This is a genomic window from Aeromonas sp. QDB54 (genome assembly GCF_027707385.1).
Lineage (GTDB): Bacteria > Pseudomonadota > Gammaproteobacteria > Enterobacterales > Aeromonadaceae > Aeromonas > Aeromonas hydrophila.
On the sequence record NZ_JAPCIT010000017.1, the window covers coordinates 105,067 to 121,518 of the forward strand.

Sequence of the window (16,452 nt, forward strand, 5' to 3'; positions counted from 1 at the left end):
AGTTGCGACTGGTTTTGCGCAAATGTGTGCCACGACGACTGCCAGGCTCGGCACATTTGGGTATAATCGGCGCCCATTACCCCATCCCTCCCGGGATGTGTGCAACAAGTGTGCAGGAGAGACGTTATGCCGCAGATGGCCCCCGTGATGACAATTGATGGCCCGAGTGGTGCAGGCAAGGGCACCCTGTGTCAGTTGCTGGCTGAAAAACTGGGTTGGCACCTGCTCGATTCCGGCGCCATCTATCGGGTACTGGCCCTGGCCGCTCTGCATCACGATGTAGAGCTCGATGCCGAAGCTGCGCTGGTTCCCCTGGCTGCCAATCTGGACGTGCAGTTCCAGGTCGATGCCGAGCAGGTGAAAGTCGTGCTGGAAGGGGAGGATGTCTCCCGTACCATCCGTACCGAGGAAGTGGGCAATGCCGCCAGTAAAATCGCCGCGTTCCCGCGGGTGCGCGAAGCCCTGCTGCGTCGTCAGCGTGCATTCCGCCAAGCTCCCGGCCTCATCGCCGACGGTCGTGACATGGGCACCGTGGTTTTTCCGGAAGCCGAGGTGAAGATTTTCCTCGACGCCAGCGCCGAAGAACGGGCTGCTCGCCGCTATAAGCAGTTGCAAGATAAGGGCTTTGATGTTAACTTTGAGCGTCTTTTAACCGAGATTCGGGAACGTGACGATCGCGACAGAAATCGCGCCGTTGCCCCCCTTAAACCGGCAGAAGATGCTCTCGTGGTGGATTCAACCGCCATGTCCATAGACGAAGTGCTGGTAACGGTACTTGCCTATGCAGAGCAACAACTTGGTGATGTCAGTACAAACTGATGTCAGTCGTCTGCACCATGGATGGCGCAGATAATTTAAAACAACCCCGCTTGTGCCGGATTGCAAGTGGATGTTTCATTTGTGACATAAACAATGATCGAATCTTTTGCTCAACTCTTTGAAGAGTCCCTGAACGCCGTTGAAACCCGTCAAGGTTCCATCGTCAAGGGTACTGTCGTTGCTATCGAAAATGGTTTCGTTCTGGTTGACGCCGGTCTGAAATCCGAGTCCGCTATCCCGGCTGAAGAATTCAAGAACGCCATGGGCGAGCTGGAAATCAACGTAGGCGACTCCGTTGACGTGGCTCTGGACTCTATCGAAGATGGTTTCGGCGAAACCAAGCTGTCCCGCGAAAAAGCCAAGCGCCACGAAGCCTGGCTGCAGCTTGAAAAAGCTTACGAAGAGCAAGCTACCGTTATCGGTATCATCAACGGCAAGGTCAAGGGTGGTTTCACCGTTGAACTGAACGGCATCCGTGCCTTCCTGCCGGGTTCTCTGGTTGACGTGCGTCCGATCCGTGACACCGCTCACCTGGAAAACAAAGAACTCGAGTTCAAAGTCATCAAGCTGGACCAGAAGCGCAACAACGTTGTTGTTTCCCGTCGTGCCGTGATCGAGACCGAGAACACCTCCGAGCGCGAAAGCCTGCTGGCTAACCTGCAAGAAGGTCAAGAAGTTAAGGGTATCGTCAAGAACCTGACCGACTACGGTGCATTCGTAGATCTGGGCGGTGTTGACGGCCTGCTGCACATCACCGACATGGCGTGGAAGCGCGTTAAGCATCCTTCCGAAATCGTCAACGTTGGCGACGAGATCGCAGTCAAGGTTCTGAAGTTCGACCGCGAGCGTACCCGTGTATCCCTGGGTCTGAAGCAGCTGGGCGAAGATCCCTGGGTTGCTATCGCCAAGCGTTACCCGGAGACCACCCGTCTGTCTGGCCGCGTGACCAACCTGACCGACTACGGCTGCTTCGTTGAAATCGAAGAAGGCGTGGAAGGCCTGGTACACGTATCCGAGATGGATTGGACCAACAAGAACATCCACCCGTCCAAGGTTGTTAACGTTGGCGATGTGGTTGACGTGATGGTTCTGGACATCGACGAAGAGCGTCGTCGTATCTCCCTGGGTCTGAAGCAGTGCAAATCCAACCCGTGGCAGCTGTTTGCCGAAACTCACGCCAAGGGCGACCGTGTTTCCGGCAAGATCAAGTCCATCACTGACTTCGGTATCTTCATCGGTCTGGATGGCGGCATCGACGGCCTGGTTCACCTGTCTGACATCTCCTGGAACAACCAGGGCGAAGAAGCCGTGCGTGAATTCAAGAAGGGCGACGAGATCGAAGCCGTTGTTCTGCAAGTGGACCCGGAGCGTGAGCGCATCTCCCTGGGCGTCAAGCAGATCGAAGAAGACCCGTTCAATAAGTACCTGTCTGACAACAAGAAAGGTGCTATTGTGAAGGGTAAGGTTACCGAGGTTGATGCCAAGGGTGCCGTGATCGAACTGGCTGACGGCGTAGAAGGCTACCTGCGTGCCTCCGACGCTGCTCGTGACCGTGTAGAAGACGCCACTCTGGTGCTGTCTGTTGGTGACGAAGTTGAAGCCAAGTTCATGGGCGTTGATCGCAAGAACCGCACTGTAAGCCTGTCTGTCCGCGCTAAGGACGAGGCTGATGAGCGTGTTGCTATCGACAGCCTGAACCAACAAGAAGAAGTTGTGTTCAGCAATGCCATGGCTGAAGCGTTCAAAGCCGCCAAGGGTGAATAATCCTTGATGCAAGAAAAGGGCGGCGTGTCACGCCGCCCTTTTTTATCATTGGCGTAATGAATATTGCATGTGATCGGGGAAGGAGATTTAACGTTATGACCAAATCAGATCTCATCGAACAATTGGCTGCCAGCCGCATGCATATGCCGGCCAAGGATGTCGAAGCTGCCATCAAGGAGATCCTTGAGCAGATGGCATCGACTTTGCAAAACGGCGACCGGATTGAAATCCGCGGATTTGGAAGTTTTTCACTGCACTATCGCGCCCCCCGCGTGGGCCGCAACCCCAAAACCGGGGACAAGGTTGAACTGACCGGGAAATATGTTCCCCATTTCAAACCTGGCAAAGAGTTACGCGAGCGAGTGAATATCGCTGAATAATGCAGAAAATGGCATACTTGGGTATGCCTTTTTTGTTTTTATGGTTTGCCTTGTGGCAATTGTCCGGTTTCTCCAAGTCTTTTCCCATTCGCTCTAGAGTCTGCCGGTGATTTTAAGGATAATCAGCCTTTCATTAGATACTGACAGGGAGCTCCTATGAAGCGTATCTTGGCCCTCATTCCACTGGTGCTGGTGTTTATTCTGACCCTGGCCGTCGGTTCGCAAAATGGCCAGCTGGTGCAGTTCAACTATCTGATTGCCCAGGGCGAGTTTTCACTCTCCATGTTGCTGGGATTCTTTTTTGGTGGTGGCTTCCTGCTGGGCTGGCTGGTATTTGGTCTCTTGTTCCTGCGTCTGAAGATGCAGAATCGCACCCTCAATCGCACCATGCGCCGTCAATCCCGCGAGTTGGAGCTGGCTCGGTCGGCTGCCAAGGAATAATGTCCCTCGATGCTTGAACTGCTTTTCCTGCTGTTGCCCATTGCTGCCGGTTACGGCTGGTACATGGGGCGCAGGAGTGTTCGCCAGGACACCCAGAAACAGAGTAACCAGTTTTCCCGCCAGTACGTGGCGGGCCTCAATTATTTGTTGTCCGATGAGTCAGACAAGGCGGTGGATCTCTTTATCCAGCTGCTGGAAGTGGACAGCGAAACCATCGAAACTCACCTCTCCCTCGGCAACCTGTTTCGCCAGCGTGGCGAGGTGGACCGTGCCATCAAGATCCACCAGAACCTGGTGACCCGCCAGCTGACCCGGGAACAGCGCCAGCTGGCGTTGCAGGAACTGGCACGCGACTTTCTTGCTGCCGGTCTGCTGGACAGGGCCGAGGCGCTCTGGAACGAGCTGTGTGATGACAGCGACTATGAAGAGACGGCACTGGCCCAGCTGTTGATCATTCATCAGCAACTGCGGGATTGGGACAAGGCCATCGACGTGGCGGTGCGGCTGCAGAAGTTTCAGGGCAAGAAGCTAGCCGAGCCCATTTCCCATTTTTACTGCGAGCAGGCAGAGAGCGCCTTGCGTGAAGGGGACAAACCCGCCGGGCTTGCCAAGCTCAAGCGGGCGCTCAGCGTCAACCCCGCCTGTGCCCGTGCCAGCCTGCGTCTGGCTGAACTGGCCATGGCGGCAGGGGAGTACGAGCAGGCCAGCAAGGATCTCTTGCGGGTGTTCGAGCAGGATATCGACTTTGCCTCCGAAGCCATTCCCTCCCTCAATGAGTGCTACCAGCGCCTGGGTCGTGCCCACGATCTCATTCCCCTGCTGGAGCAGGCGGTGGAGGATCATGCCGGCGTCAGCGTGACCCTGGCACTGGCCAAGCTGGTGGAGGAGCGCGACGGCCTGAGTCAGGCCCGTGCGCTGGTGCTGCGCCAATTGCGCCGTCATCCCTCCATGAAGGGCTTCTATCAGCTGGTGGGCTTCCAGCTGGCAAGCGCTGAGGAGGGCCCCGCCAAGGAGAGCCTTGAGCTCTTGCAACAGCTGGTTGGCGAGCAGATCAAGATCAAATCCACCCACAAGTGCCGGCAGTGCGGTTTTGCCACCCACTCCCTGTTCTGGCAGTGTCCCTCCTGCCGCCAGTGGGGGTCCATCAAGCCGATCCGCGGCCTGGACGGGGAGTAAGAGCCACCACAAGATCATGAGCCAGGCCGCTGCGGCCTGGTGTTTTCAGGTCGAGCCGGGGCCAAGCTCCGGGCGGCGAATAACCATCGATAGGAAGTGAGATGCTAGATCCCAAAGTACTGGTTGCGCTGGATTATCAGCACGAGGCCGATGCCTTCGCCTTCATTGAACGTATCTCCCCGGCCCAGTGCCGTCTCAAGGTAGGCAAGGAGATGTTTACCCTGTTTGGCCCCCAGTTCGTGCGTCAGCTGGTTGCCAAGGGATTTGATGTCTTTCTGGATCTGAAGTTTCACGACATTCCCAATACCGTTGCCAAGGCGGTAGCCGCCAGTGCCGAGCTCGGCGTCTGGATGGTAAACGTGCACGCCAGCGGTGGCGAGCGGATGATGCGGGCCGCCAAGGAGGCGCTGCTACCTTATGGCGACAAGGCGCCGCTGCTTATCGGGGTGACCGTGCTGACCAGCATGGAGCAGGCCGACATGGCGCCGCTGGGGCTCACTGTCGGCCCGGCCGAGCAGGTGATCCGGCTGGCCAAATTGACCAAGGAGGCGGGGCTCGATGGGGTGGTCTGCTCCGCCGAAGAGGCGCGTGAATTGAAGGCGCTGCTCGGTGCCGACTTCAAGCTGGTGACGCCGGGGATCCGTCCCGCTGGCTCGGCAGCCGGGGATCAACGCCGGGTCATGACACCGCTGGCGGCGGTGGAGGCGGGGGCCGACTATCTGGTGATTGGCCGCCCCATCACCCAGGCGGCCGATCCTGCCGCCATGCTGGCAGGCATCAACGCAGAGCTGGCAAATCGATAACGGACAGGATGCCGGCCCGATGGGCCGGCATTGCATCAGGGGCGGCTCACTCCTTGGGAGCGGGGTCGCGCAGGGTAATCGGGAGCAGGCCGAGCAACAGGCCGGCGCCCGAGCCAATCAGATGTGATTCAATGTGTACCCTGGCGCCGATGAGGGCGGACACCGGGCTTTCCCCCGCACTGTAGAAGTCCACCCCGAGCTTGATCGCCACCCCTGCCAGCATCAACCAGCCTGAGTAGCGGCGATAGCGGATATCCTGCAGCGCCCCCCAGACGAACAGGCCGTGCAGCGCGCCCGACAATCCCATGTACCACTGGGTCTGCGGACACCACCACCAGATACCGAACCCGACGGCGGCGCCGAGCAGCAACAGCAGCAGCGGCAGCCTAAAACCGGTCAGGTATTCGCGAAACAGGCTGTAAAGTACCCACAACCCGCTCAGATTGAGCAGCAGGTGCCACAGATTGGTGTGGGCCAGATTGCCTGTTATGATGCGCCACCCTTCACCCTGGGCTATCAGGGTGCGATCGAAGGAGAGCTGGTGATTCGGCACGATGAAAAAGAGCAGCAAACTGGCGAGTGAAAGCGTGATGACCCAGAGCAATCCTGATTTTTCTGACAACATGAAACAGTCCGACGACAACAAGAGCCGCTACTGTACACGTTGCACCAGAGCCCTCAAAGCCTGTCTGTGTGATTATATTCGGCAGGTACCGCATCTCGCCCCTCTCCATATTTTGCAGCATCCGAGCGAAGTCGGGCATCCCAAGGGTACCGCCATCCTGCTGGCCGCCTCGCTGGCGCAGGCCCGTCTGCATGTGGGCGAACAGGTGGCCGACGTCCCCGAGCTGGCGGCCTTGCTGGCCGATCCCGCGCTGCAGTGTTATCTGCTGTGGCCGGATGAGGAGGCCATCTCGCTTGCCAGGGTGCGGGAGAGGGAGGCGGCCGAGCCGGCTCGTCGGGTCTGTTTTTTGCTGCTTGATGGCACCTGGCGCAAGGCCTACCGGATGCTGCACAGCAACCCTGAGTTGCAGCAGCTGCCGCGGATAAAGCTGGATGCCGTCGCGGGGCAATATTCCATTCGCAAGAAGCCGTTTCCAGAGGCGCTGTCGACCCTGGAAGCGGGCTACCATCTGTTGTCGCAGTGGGAGAGGGCGCCCGATCGCTTCGCCCCGCTGATGACCCTTTTTACCCATTTGAACCGGCAGTGGCATGATTTTGCCCAGGGCCGGCGCAGTTGAACTGCCCAGAGGAGAGTTATTCGTGAAAAAAGCCGTCGTGGTATTCAGTGGTGGCCAAGACAGCACCACCTGCCTGGTTCAGGCCTTGTCCCGTTATGACGAGGTGCACGCCATCACCTTCGATTATGGTCAGCGCCATCGGGAAGAGATCGAGACGGCGCGCCGTCTGGCCAGCCAGCTCGGCATCGCCGCCCACAAGGTGATGGACGTGACCATGCTGGGCGAGCTGGCCATCTCGGCCCTGACCCGGGATGAGATCCCGGTGAGCTTCGAGCTGCAGGACAACGGCCTGCCCAATACCTTCGTACCGGGTCGCAACATCCTGTTTCTCACCCTGGCCGCCATCTACGCCTACCAAGTGGGCGCCGAAGCGGTGATCACCGGGGTGTGCGAGACCGATTTCTCCGGTTACCCCGATTGCCGTGACGAGTTCGTCAAGGCGCTCAATCAGGCCGTCTCGCTGGGGCTGGATCGCGCCATTCGCTTCGAAACCCCGCTGATGTGGCTCGACAAGGCCGAGACCTGGGCACTGGCGGATCACTACGGCCACCTCGACACCGTGCGCCAGCAGACGCTCACCTGCTACAACGGCATTGCCGGCGACGGTTGTGGTGCCTGTCCCGCTTGTGATTTGCGCAGCCGTGGCCTGCAGCAGTACCTGGCGGACAAGGTGGGCGTGGCGGCACGCTTGCACCAAAAAACCGGGCTGGGCGAGAAAAGCGGATGCTGAGCCTGCGTCTCGGCCATGCTTGGGGTATAATCCGCGACTTTTGCAACCAGCCGTGACCAAGATGCACTACCCAATCAACGAGATATTCCAGACCATCCAGGGGGAGGGGGTCTTCACCGGCCTGCCCGCCATCTTCGTTCGCCTGCAGGGCTGCCCGGTAGGGTGCCCCTGGTGCGATACCCGCCATACCTGGGTGGTCGATCCTGCTCGTGAAGTGGGGGTACAGGCGGTGCTCGACTGCTCCAACGAATCCGATGGCTGGAGCAAGATGAGCACGGAGCAGATCCTGGCCAGCTTCCAGCAGCTCGGTTATCAGGCGCGCCATGTGGTGATCACGGGTGGGGAACCCTGCCTCTATGATCTGCAGGATCTCTCTGCCGCCCTGATTGAGGCGGGTTATCAGGTGCAGATCGAAACCAGCGGTACCAGCGAGATCCAGACCCATGAGCAGACCTGGGTCACCGTATCTCCCAAGATCAATATGAAGGGAGGGTTGCCGGTGCTGGTCTCTGCTCTCGAGCGGGCCAACGAGATCAAGCATCCGGTGGCCACCGAGCGCCATGTGGAGGAGCTCGATGCGCTGCTGGCCACCGCCCGCTTGCGTGAAAACGTGGTGATCGCGCTGCAACCCATCAGCCAGAAACCCAGGGCCACTCAATTGGCGATGGCAACCTGCATTGCCCGCAATTGGCGGCTCTCCATCCAGACCCATAAATATCTGGATATCGATTGAGATGGAGTGGTTGTCCGACGAGCGGGTATTGTTGTCCCTAGCCAACAAGATGCCTTACGGCAAATATCGGGGACGTCGCATCATCGATATTCCGGAGCCTTATCTGGTGTGGCTGGCCCGCACCGGTTTTCCCGCCGGTTCACTGGGTCAAACGCTGGCGCTGGCCTATGAAATCAAGCTCAACGGGCTGGAATCCATGATTGTTCCCATTATTAACAGGATGTCGGTATGAGGATATATACGAGGCAGGGCGACAAGGGCATGACTCGCCTGGCCGATGGGCTGCAACTGGCCAAAGACGATATGCGGGTAGAAACCTATGGTTATATTGATGAATTAAATTCTCATATAGGTCTTCTTATTGCCGAGGTGCCTGCGGCCGAAACCGGATTATTGGCTGACTTGTTATTATTGCAACAGGAATTGTTCGATCTGGGCGGGGAGCTGGCATTTTCCAGCGCCGCTCAGGAAGCTGCCATCTGGCAGGTGAATAATGAGTGGACCTTGCGGCTGGAGCAACAAATTGATGCCTACAGCGCCAATTTACCTGTGCTGCGCAATTTTATTTTGCCCAGTGGTTCCCGTGCGGCGGCACAAGCCCATGTGGTGCGAACCCTCACCCGGCGCTGCGAGCGACTGCTGCTGACCCTGAGCCGCAGCGAGCAGCTCAATCCGGCCATTCTGCCCTACATGAACCGGCTGAGTGACTGGTTCTTTACTATTGCCCGTTACCTGCTGGCCTGTACGGCGACCCCAGAAGTGCTCTGGGTCAAGGCGGCGGAGCGGGGCTGATAGCCAGGCTACAGACAATAAAAAACCTCGCGATGCGAGGTTTTTTATTGCGCCTGTGTGGCTTTATCAGATGGCAAATTCTTCGACGGATTTACCTTCGGCAACGGCCTTGGCAATCACGGAAGGCATACGGCCCTGGCCGGTCCAGGTTTTTTCCACGCCGTTGTCCATATAACGGTATTTGGCCGGGCGGGGAGCACGTTTGCCCTTGCTGGCCTTGGCGGGTTCAACGGCCACGGTGCCAACCAATTCGGCCGGATCGATGCCGGCGGCTTTCAGCATTTCGGCATATTCGTTAATTTTACGCAGATGTTCTTCGCGAGCCTGACGCTCGGCGGCTTCATCCTGCTGGCGCTCGCTGACAATAGCGGAAAGCTTTTCCAGACCTTCTTCCAATTGTTCCAGCGTCAGCTCACGGCAAGCGGCACGCAGGCTACGGACATTCAGCAGGACTTTCAAAAATTCGTTCATAGTGTTCACCACGCGAGCAAAAGAGTGAATTAAATAGATATAGTAATTTTGGCTAATTTATACGGCCATTTATGATCAAGTCAAGTCAGCTGAATTAATAAATTCATAGTGGAAATTAAGTGATCTATTTTGGATTCAGGCCCGATTCAGCAATATTGGCAATGCACATACTCGACTGAGTTCTTGATAGATGAAAATAGCGACAAAATCATAATGTTTGCACCATTTGACTACCACTATGCCATTTTAAGCCACGCCATTTGGTGATTTAATCAAAAAACTTGCTATAACGTGCCGGCACGATAAAATGTGCCTCGAATACCTTTAAGTAGAGGCGCGCTGCCTATGACTACTTGTGCGGAGGGTGATGCCTGTGATGCACGAGGAAAGGAGTCAGCGCCGAAGTGGCCAGGCCATCATACCGGGCTGCTGGTTCTGCATCTAATAGGTGCAGGACTGCCATAGTCATCCACTATGGAGCGCTACCTGAAGGGGCTGAGGAGTATTACCTCCCCATGGGTTTTGTTTCTTTATCCTCTCGGTAGATCTCCACCTGCTGTCTTTAGGTGCAAAGAGATCATGGACATCATTCACTACGCCGACTCCGGTTGGTCAATCATTCCGCCCCTGCTGGCCGTCGCCCTGGCAATCCTGACCCGCCGCGTCCTGCTGTCGCTGGGGGTGGGCATAGTCACTGGCAGTCTGCTGCTGAACCAGTTTTCTCCCCTCGACTCCCTGCATTACATGTTGAACACTGTGCTCAAGATCTTCTGGGTCGACGGGGCACTCAACCGTGACAACATCAACATGTTGCTGTTCATGCTGCTGCTGGGCGGGCTCATCAGCCTGATGAGCGTTTCCGGTGCGACCCGGGCCTTCGCCGAGTGGGCCGCCAAGCGCGCCAAGACCCGCAAGGGGGCCAAGACGCTGACCGGCATGATGGTCTTTGCCTTCTTCATCGATGACTTCTTCCACAGCCTGTCGGTGGGGGCCATCTGCCGTCCGGTGACCGACCGCTTCCAGATTTCCCGCGCCAAGCTGGCCTACTTGCTGGACTCCACGGCCGCCCCGGTCTGCGTGCTGATGCCCATCTCCTCCTGGGGTGCTTATATCATCGCCCTGGTCGGCGGCATCATGGCGGCTCACGGCATCACCGGGCAGAGCCCCATCTCCGCCTTCGTCGAGATGATCCCGATGAACCTCTATGCGGTGTTCACCCTGATCATGGTTTTGGTGGTGATCGCGTTCCAGCTCGACATCGGCCCGATGCGTCAGCACGAGCAGTGGGCGCTGGAAGGCAAGCTGTGGGATGAGTCCAAGGGCCGCCCCATCGGCCTGGACATGGAGAGCCCGGAGGAGAGCAACGGCGGCATGATCGACATGGTGCTGCCGATCCTGACCCTGACCGCGGCCACCGTCTACTTCATGATTGACTCCGGCGCCGCGGTGCTGGCTGCCAATGGCGAGCCGTTCAGCGTGCTCGGCTCGTTCGAGAATACCAACGTCGGCTCGTCCCTGGTGTATGGCGCCCTGTGCAGCCTGGTGGTCTCCATCGGTCTGGCCATGCGTCTCAAGCTCGGCGCCAAGAACTGGATCAAGGCGGCGCCGCAAGGGGTGATGGCCATGTTGCCGGCCATCAACATCCTGCTGTTTGCCTGGACCATCGGCGCCGTGGTGCGTGACGTCGAGACCGGCAAGTACCTGGCATCGCTTGCCAACGGCAACCTGCCCATCGAAGTGCTGCCTGCCGTGGTCTTTATCCTCTCCTGCGCCATGGCGTTTGCCACCGGCACCAGCTGGGGCACCTTCGGCATCATGCTGCCGCTGGCCGGTGACATGGCGGCGGCCAGTGACATCACGCTGATGCTGCCGATGCTGGCCGCTGTGCTGGCCGGTTCCGTGTTCGGTGATCACAGCTCGCCCATTTCCAGCACCAGTATCCTGTCGGCCACCGGTGCTGGCTGCCACCACATCGACCACGTGATGACCCAGCTGCCCTATGCCCTGGCCATCGCCTTCGGTGCCGCCCTCGGTTATCTGGTGATGGGGCTGATGCACTCGGTGCTGGCAGGCTTCAGCGTCAGTGCGCTCTGGTTCGTCATCTTCTCCAGCTATCATTTGCGCAAGGCAAGGTCCCAAGCGGACCTGGCCATCGCATAAAAAGAACAAGGGGCCGCCAGGCCCCTTGGTTTTGTTGGGGGCTTTGGTTAGCATGCGCCCCATAAATTCAGTTTCGGAACAGTACCATGGCTTCACTGCACTACAAGTTTGCCACCATGAATTCAGGCAAATCGACCCAGCTCATTCAGGCGCACTTCAATTATCTGGAGCGGGGCATGCATCCCTTGGCCATGACACCCGCCATCGACGACCGCTTCGGGGTCGGGGTGATCAGTGCCCGGGTGGGGCTGGAGCTGAGAGTCGAGGTGTTCAGCGATAGCTGCGATCTGTTCGAGATGGTAAAAGCCCGCCATGCCGAGCGGCACATCGACGTGTTCATCGTCGATGAAGCCCAGTTCTTGACCAAGGAGCAGGTCTATCAGCTGGCCCGCATCGTCGACGAGCAGGACATTCCGGTGATTGCCTACGGCCTCAAGACCGATTTTCGCGGCGAGCTGTTTCCCGGCTCCTACCACCTGCTCTGCCTGGCCGACAAGTTCGAGGAGCTGAAAAGCATCTGCTGGTGCGGCAACAAGGCGCACATGAACTCCCGGGTCAATGAAGCCGGCCAGGTGATGCGCGATGGTGAGCAGGTGGAGATCGGCGGCAATGATCGTTATGTCTCCCTGTGCCGCAAACACTATCTGGAAGGACGGGCCTTCAAATAGCCCCCTCTTCATCGCGATGAGTAGATAGAAAAAGGCGCCAATCTGGCGCCTTTTTTGTTGCTGGCGGTTCAGTCAATCTCGATGTCGACGGGGGCTATGATGGGATCGGCCACCGGCAGGCGGTGGAACAGCTGGCGAAAGTGCTGCTGCACCCGGCCGATATCCACCAGCGACATGCCGGAGGCGAAGCCAAACCAGACGTAGAGGCCGGTGAGATCGCGAAACATGGGGGGCAGATAACGGGGCGCACTGATCAGCCCCTCCAGGTAGTGCTGATAGAGCACCGGGATGTCGTCCAGGGTCACCTTGCCGACAAACAGCATGGGCAGGATCTCGGGCACCCCCTCCAGCACGGCGCTGCGGATGAAGTTGACCGTCTCCACATAGCCCTTCACATAGGAGAGATCCTTGGTGAAGCAGGCTCCCCCCTCGACCATGCCGCCGCGAAACACCCGCTGGGTGATCTTGTAGGCGTCGTGTTCGCTGGTGCCCTGGCCGACGAAGTGCTGGAACACTTCGATGAAGTCGGCGCCGCGCTCCGCCATGTCGATGGCCATCACTCGATCCGAGATACGCTTGGCCCGATCCGGGAACGAGCTGAAGGTGAGAGTTTCTATCAGCACCGCCAACCCCTCCTGACAGGCGGTGATGCGTGGCGAACCGGCACTGAGCCAGGTGGCATAGGGTTGTTGGCGCCCGTTGAGGGTGGTGCCCACGTGCACCCAGCCCTCGTGGACCTCCAGCACCTGCAGATCCAGCTCGGAGAAACGGGCGTGGGAGTTGAGCTTGATGTAATCGCCGCCGGCCGCCGCGTCCGAGACTATGCCATCGCTCAGCTTGACCTGCACGGTGCCGTCACTGAAGTAGCTCGACAGCTTGCCCTGCAATTTGGCCACCGCCGCTTCCCCCTCGAACTCTTTGGGGTAGGGGCGGACCAGGTGGCGGGCGCCGGGCAGGGAGAAGATATCGCACAGCCTCGCGCCCAGCTCCTTGAGGGTCTTGCGATCGCCGCGCAGGTGATCGCCGGCCGAACCATACAGCAGCTGGCTGTAGCGCAGAAAATCCGGTTGGCCGCGCTGGCGCAGCATCTCGATGACCACCATGTATTGATCCACCGTCTCCTGCAGGATGCGGCCAAGCTCGTCCTGGGGGCCGAGCCGGCGGCGGATCCTGTCCCGCAGCTCCTTGAGCTCCAAATACTTGTTGCGGGGATCGAAGCCGAGAGGGAGGCCATCATAGAAGGCCTTGTCGACGGCCGGCAGCGTGTGTCCTCCATTGGCCAGAAAGTCGGCCTGCAGGTGACGGGGCCACTTGATGGCATCCAGAATGCGGATGGGTTTTTGCAGGGTCAAGAGTTCATCCGAGAGGGATTTCAGATGCAGGCGGTACTTTTCTTGGATGGTCATTTAGCCCCCTGTGGGGCGAGTGTGGCGCTGGAATGGGCTGAGTATATGCAGGCGGCTTGCCAAAAAGAAGCGAGGCATGTGCTTATCCGGCCAGTGCGCTTTTGGTTGCCGGAAAATTGGTTTAGACTGCGCCCCTTGATCCCATTTGTGTCGTGGAAATGATGAATATCCCCAGCTCCGAAATGATAATGCGTTGGTTGCAGCAGGCTCGTATCGAGCACTACGTCTGTGATCAGTGCCACGGTATCCACATTGTCTCTCTGCAGTCCGTCGAAGGCATTCAGGAGAGCCGGATCTTCGTCGAAGAGGAAGGGCTGCTGTTTTCATCCGAGCTGGAGGTGCGTCCCTCAGCCTTGCTGCCGTTGGTGGCCGAACTGGGTCGTCTCAACATGCAGTACCCGTCGCTCAAGGTGTTCCTCGACATCATCGATGACAACCTGCCGCGTCTGGTGGTGGGCCACACCGTCTTCACCAAGGCCGGTCTGTCGGTCGAGCAGTTCCTGCTGTTCGTTGAAAGCACCATCGCCACCACGCATGAAGTTGTCTCCGAATGCGAGCGGTTGGGTTTCCTGAATCTGCCGGAAATCCAGGTTGCGCCGGAGTCTGTGCACTGATTTGTGCGTTAAATGTGCGAACGGTTCGCCTGATGCAAAAAGCCGTTGACGCCGGCGGGGCTTTCCCCTAAATTACGCCCCGTTCCAGCGCAACGGCGCAGCGAACACCGTGCTGGCTGAGCACGTTAAACAACAGACCAAAATTTGGTGAGGTGTCCGAGTGGCTGAAGGAGCACGCCTGGAAAGTGTGTATACGGCAACGTATCGAGGGTTCGAATCCCTCCCTCACCGCCAAATAAAGTAAAAGGGCCTGTCTTGCGACAGGCCCTTTTACTTTATCCGGTGACGGGCGGCGCGGTTCGGGCCCTGGTTCGACAGGCGGGCAGGATAGTCCGCCTGGACGGCCAGAGGCCGCCCGCAGGGCGAGCGCCATGGATGGCGCGAGTCAATCCCGACCCAGCGTACAGATTGAAAAACCGACCTGATGGTCGGTTTTTTGCTTTGGGGAAGAATTATCCGCTCATGTCGAAGAGGGGGGGGAGAACTCTCGCCGGGTTCGAACAGAGCAGCTTACTGCGATGAACGGCCGCAGGCCGCCCCGAAGGGGTGAGCCACGCAGTGGCGAATGATCCTTCCCTCATAACCAAACAACGTAAAAGGGCCTATCGCAAGATAGGCCCTTTTACTTTATCCGCTGACGGCAGCCGGGTTCTGACCCAGGCTCGACCTGCGGGCAGGGTAGCCCGCCTGGGCGTTATGCAAGGAAGCTTGCCAAGCTGCCCCATCTTGTTGAGCAGTGCGGTCACCACGTTGCCTCCCTTCTTCCTTATTACGCTGGCGCCAAGAGGTCTGTTTTTCGAAGACATCTTGGCGTGCGTCTTTCTGTTTCTCTCTGCCTGTGGTGAGAGTCTTTGGTCGCCCAGGCTTTGATTGGCCAAGTACCTCTCTTCAGTAAGTGATCGCCGGGTAATAAGTGAGAGATAGAGATAAGCTCTGCTCTGCGCAATGGATTGCCATTTATTTAGTGATTAGTGCTTGTTGTGCAAAGAAGGGTAGTTTTATGTGCCAACTACGCAACTTGTTGCGCCGCATGGCGGCTGTGCAAGTGAGGATGTATTTTAATTATTTGTTTTTTAACAAAAAAACTGTTTGGCATGGTCACTGCTAACGGATTCGGTCGAGTGTCATTACCGTTCAACCAATCAGGAGCATACCCATGCCAACTCCATGTTATATCAGCATCGAAGGTAAAACCCAGGGCAACATCACCGCTGGTGCCTTCACCTCCGATTCCGTCGGCAACATCTTCGTGCAGGGCCACGAAGACGAGATGCTGGTACAAGAATTCCAGCACGTCGTGACCGTACCGACTGACCCGCAATCTGGTCAGCCTGCTGGTCAGCGTGTCCACAAGCCGTTCAAGTTCACCGTTGCGCTGAACAAAGCCGTGCCGCTGATGTACAACTCCCTGGCCTCCGGCGAAATGCTGCCGAAAGTGACCCTGAAGTGGTACCGCACCTCTGTCGAGGGCAAGCAGGAACACTTTTTCTCTACCGTGCTGACCGATGCCACCATCGTTGACATCGACTGCCAGATGCCGCACTGCCAGGATCCGGCGAAGTCTGACTTCACCCAGCTGATCCAGGTCTCTCTGGCCTACCGCAAAATCGATTGGGAACACACCGTTGCCGGCACTTCCGGTGCGGACGACTGGCGTGCGCCGATCGAGGCGTAACTTGCCCATCAGGGGCACTGCTTGCGGTGCCCCTTGTTTTCTTAACGCTTAGCCCGTTGCTTTCAACCGAGTCAGCTAGTTTCCCCCTCATTTTTCTTATGTCCGTTTGCCTGGCGTGAGCGGGTACAAGAAAAAATCCGGGTTTACGTCTTGCCGCACGCCGTCAAGGGCGTGCGGTAGCCATGGTGTCAGAAAAACCGGGGCGATGGCGGATCTCTCACCCGGCTTGCAGTGCCCCGCCTGATGGGGCTACACGACATCTCAGAGGCGCTCAGCGATGGCAGACAGCACAGGATTACAATTTACCGTCAAGGTGGGGGCCCTGCCCGAGAGCACCTTCGTGGTGGCCGAGTTTGCGCTGGATGAGGCGCTCAACCGGCCGTTCAACCTGCGCCTGGAGCTGGCAAGTGCCCAGCCCGACATCGACTTTGGCGCCGTGCTGGACCAGCCGTGCGAGCTGCTGGTGTGGTACAACGGCGAGCTGCAGCGTCGGGTGTGCGGAGTGGTCAGTAACTTCGCGCAGGGTGACAGCGGTTTTCGCCGCACCCGCTATCAGCTGCTGGTGCAGCCGGCGCTGTG

19 protein-coding genes, 1 tRNA gene and 1 riboswitch are annotated in these 16,452 nt (G+C 58.2%); of the genes, 17 read left to right on the forward strand and 3 right to left on the reverse strand.

Annotation, left to right across the window (positions count from 1 at the left end):
- Positions 1–126 precede the first annotated feature (126 nt).
- The 6 genes from cmk to pyrF all read left to right on the forward strand — a co-directional run bounded on the left by cmk (position 127) and on the right by pyrF (position 5,383).
- On the forward strand, positions 127–819 hold the full coding sequence (gene cmk / locus PG881_RS16880; protein WP_011705689.1) for a (d)CMP kinase: 693 nt from the start codon (positions 127–129) through the stop codon (positions 817–819).
- Positions 820–912: 93 nt separating this feature from the next.
- On the forward strand, positions 913–2,583 hold the full coding sequence (gene rpsA / locus PG881_RS16885) for a 30S ribosomal protein S1 (RefSeq protein ID WP_011705690.1): 1,671 nt from the start codon (positions 913–915) through the stop codon (positions 2,581–2,583).
- Positions 2,584–2,678: 95 nt separating this feature from the next.
- Positions 2,679–2,963: an integration host factor subunit beta gene (gene ihfB / locus PG881_RS16890; protein WP_011705691.1), complete on the forward strand. Its 285-nt coding sequence runs from the start codon at positions 2,679–2,681 to the stop codon at positions 2,961–2,963.
- A 156-nt stretch (positions 2,964–3,119) separates the two neighbouring features.
- A complete protein-coding gene (locus tag PG881_RS16895) occupies positions 3,120–3,404 on the forward strand; it encodes a LapA family protein (RefSeq protein WP_011705692.1) in 285 nt (94 codons plus the stop codon).
- A gap of 9 nt (positions 3,405–3,413) precedes the next feature.
- The gene (lapB, locus tag PG881_RS16900) at positions 3,414–4,580 is read left to right on the forward strand and encodes a lipopolysaccharide assembly protein LapB (RefSeq protein WP_016350438.1); all 1,167 of its coding nucleotides are present in this window, start codon (positions 3,414–3,416) and stop codon (positions 4,578–4,580) included.
- A 101-nt stretch (positions 4,581–4,681) separates the two neighbouring features.
- Entirely contained in the window at positions 4,682–5,383 is a 702-nt protein-coding gene (gene pyrF / locus PG881_RS16905) for an orotidine-5'-phosphate decarboxylase (protein ID WP_011705694.1), read from the forward strand.
- 46 nt (positions 5,384–5,429) lie between these two features.
- On the opposite strand, the gene rrtA is transcribed toward pyrF, so the two are convergent.
- Positions 5,430–6,008 carry a rhombosortase gene (rrtA, locus tag PG881_RS16910; RefSeq protein ID WP_270801526.1) on the reverse strand — a complete coding sequence of 193 codons (579 nt, stop codon included), beginning with the start codon at positions 6,006–6,008 and terminating at the stop codon, positions 5,430–5,432.
- Here rrtA and PG881_RS16915 point away from each other — a divergent pair.
- The 5 genes from PG881_RS16915 to PG881_RS16935 all read left to right on the forward strand — a co-directional run bounded on the left by PG881_RS16915 (position 5,938) and on the right by PG881_RS16935 (position 8,879).
- A complete protein-coding gene (locus PG881_RS16915) occupies positions 5,938–6,624 on the forward strand; it encodes a tRNA-uridine aminocarboxypropyltransferase (RefSeq protein WP_029303289.1) in 687 nt (228 codons plus the stop codon). The genes rrtA and PG881_RS16915 overlap by 71 nt on opposite strands.
- Before the next feature lie 22 nt (positions 6,625–6,646).
- A complete protein-coding gene (queC, locus tag PG881_RS16920; protein WP_270801529.1) occupies positions 6,647–7,354 on the forward strand; it encodes a 7-cyano-7-deazaguanine synthase QueC in 708 nt (235 codons plus the stop codon).
- Positions 7,355–7,415: 61 nt separating this feature from the next.
- Complete coding sequence (gene queE / locus PG881_RS16925) at positions 7,416–8,087, forward strand: 7-carboxy-7-deazaguanine synthase QueE (protein ID WP_016350442.1); 672 nt, start codon at positions 7,416–7,418, stop codon at positions 8,085–8,087.
- A 1-nt stretch (position 8,088) separates the two neighbouring features.
- Entirely contained in the window at positions 8,089–8,319 is a 231-nt protein-coding gene (locus PG881_RS16930; RefSeq protein WP_005299948.1) for a DUF3820 family protein, read from the forward strand.
- Positions 8,316–8,879 (forward strand): cob(I)yrinic acid a,c-diamide adenosyltransferase, encoded by a 564-nt coding sequence (locus PG881_RS16935; protein ID WP_011705700.1) that lies wholly within the window; start codon positions 8,316–8,318, stop codon positions 8,877–8,879. The genes PG881_RS16930 and PG881_RS16935 overlap by 4 nt, the downstream gene beginning before the upstream one ends.
- A gap of 66 nt (positions 8,880–8,945) precedes the next feature.
- Here PG881_RS16935 and PG881_RS16940 read toward each other — a convergent pair whose 3' ends face one another.
- Positions 8,946–9,350 (reverse strand): H-NS family histone-like protein, encoded by a 405-nt coding sequence (locus PG881_RS16940; protein WP_011705701.1) that lies wholly within the window; start codon positions 9,348–9,350, stop codon positions 8,946–8,948.
- A gap of 321 nt (positions 9,351–9,671) precedes the next feature.
- Positions 9,672–9,843, forward strand: a riboswitch (Lysine riboswitch).
- Positions 9,844–9,929: 86 nt separating this feature from the next.
- Between PG881_RS16940 and PG881_RS16945 the strand changes: the two genes are divergently transcribed.
- Together PG881_RS16945 and PG881_RS16950 are read left to right on the forward strand one after the other, a co-directional pair.
- Complete coding sequence (locus PG881_RS16945; protein ID WP_011705702.1) at positions 9,930–11,510, forward strand: Na+/H+ antiporter NhaC family protein; 1,581 nt, start codon at positions 9,930–9,932, stop codon at positions 11,508–11,510.
- Between the two features lie 86 nt (positions 11,511–11,596).
- Positions 11,597–12,178 carry a thymidine kinase gene (locus tag PG881_RS16950; RefSeq protein WP_011705703.1) on the forward strand — a complete coding sequence of 194 codons (582 nt, stop codon included), beginning with the start codon at positions 11,597–11,599 and terminating at the stop codon, positions 12,176–12,178.
- 68 nt (positions 12,179–12,246) lie between these two features.
- Here the strand turns inward: PG881_RS16950 and PG881_RS16955 are convergent, their stop codons facing one another.
- Positions 12,247–13,584, reverse strand: a complete 1,338-nt coding sequence (locus PG881_RS16955; RefSeq protein WP_270801533.1) for a flavohemoglobin expression-modulating QEGLA motif protein — start codon at positions 13,582–13,584, stop codon at positions 12,247–12,249.
- A 158-nt stretch (positions 13,585–13,742) separates the two neighbouring features.
- On the opposite strand from PG881_RS16955, the gene PG881_RS16960 reads away from it, so the two are divergent.
- From PG881_RS16960 to PG881_RS16975, 4 genes are all read left to right on the forward strand, one after another.
- Positions 13,743–14,198, forward strand: coding sequence for a YbjN domain-containing protein (locus PG881_RS16960; RefSeq protein ID WP_029301206.1), 456 nt, complete (start codon positions 13,743–13,745; stop codon positions 14,196–14,198).
- Between the two features lie 146 nt (positions 14,199–14,344).
- Positions 14,345–14,432: transfer RNA gene (locus PG881_RS16965), tRNA-Ser, on the forward strand.
- Positions 14,433–15,354: 922 nt separating this feature from the next.
- Positions 15,355–15,873 carry a type VI secretion system effector Hcp1 gene (hcp1, locus tag PG881_RS16970; protein ID WP_010634822.1) on the forward strand — a complete coding sequence of 173 codons (519 nt, stop codon included), beginning with the start codon at positions 15,355–15,357 and terminating at the stop codon, positions 15,871–15,873.
- A gap of 277 nt (positions 15,874–16,150) precedes the next feature.
- On the forward strand, positions 16,151–16,452 hold a 302-nt coding region (locus PG881_RS16975), incomplete at its 3' end, for a contractile injection system protein, VgrG/Pvc8 family (RefSeq protein WP_270801536.1).